Here is an 808-nt window from a genome sequence, read left to right on the forward strand (position 1 = left end):
TAGTGTTGCACTTAACTTGACAATTGAGGTAAAAAGCATAATGTCTTAAACATTATGCCAAATCTACATTAAAATACTTTGCCAATATAAGTTCCTAACGTAATATGACGGAAATCAAAGTCGGCAAGTTCAGAGAGTTTGACCACTCTTGTAACACCATGAGCGATCATTAAGTTCAGTGGCTTTTCATCGTCATCAGGTATCACCAAAACGATCGGCTTGTTCATGGTAGCTAAAACACCGCATTCGTATGCGATACCGTCGTCAATATCACTAGGATTGAAAAGCATGATACCAATATCTGAGCCTTTGATCCCAGCAATATCAGCTCTAAATGTTTGCACTTGCCATTCAATATCATCCATAAGTTCTGGATGTTCAGTCACATTCAAATCTTTATACTGGAAATCTAATGGATAATGTGAAAATTTACGACTGACTGACGGGTTCTTAGCAATAGCTTTCAAACCAGCTTGCCGTAATTTATCCTGTTCCTCACTAAACCAAGCACAACCGATATAAGCTTTAACTGGCGAAACTTCTGGGTCAAATTCTACATTTTTTTCTTTTGCGATCGTCATTTATATCTCCTTGTCATGTTAACAATTTAATCTCATAACTCAATTCTATATAAATTATTAACAAAAAGCAATTGCTGAATTTAACAGTAGCGTCAACTGCTCACTAAACAATTTTTATCAATAATGAACTGCTTGTTTTTTCTTCAAGCGCAAAAAAAGGGACCCTATACCAAGAGTAAGAGTAAGAGTCCCAAGAAAAAAGGGTCTAAACTTTTTAGTGTTGATGA

The 808-nt window shown here is 35.6% G+C and carries 1 protein-coding gene; it reads right to left on the minus strand.

Features of this window, described 5'->3' with window-relative positions:
- Positions 1–68 precede the first annotated feature (68 nt).
- Positions 69–581: a nucleoside 2-deoxyribosyltransferase gene (locus FC65_RS10915; RefSeq protein ID WP_056972776.1), complete on the minus strand. Its 513-nt coding sequence runs from the start codon at positions 579–581 to the stop codon at positions 69–71.
- Between the last annotated feature and the right edge of the window lie 227 nt (positions 582–808).

It is taken from the genome of Ligilactobacillus acidipiscis DSM 15836 (assembly GCF_001435755.1).
In the GTDB taxonomy this organism is placed as follows: Bacteria; Bacillota; Bacilli; order Lactobacillales; family Lactobacillaceae; genus Ligilactobacillus; species Ligilactobacillus acidipiscis.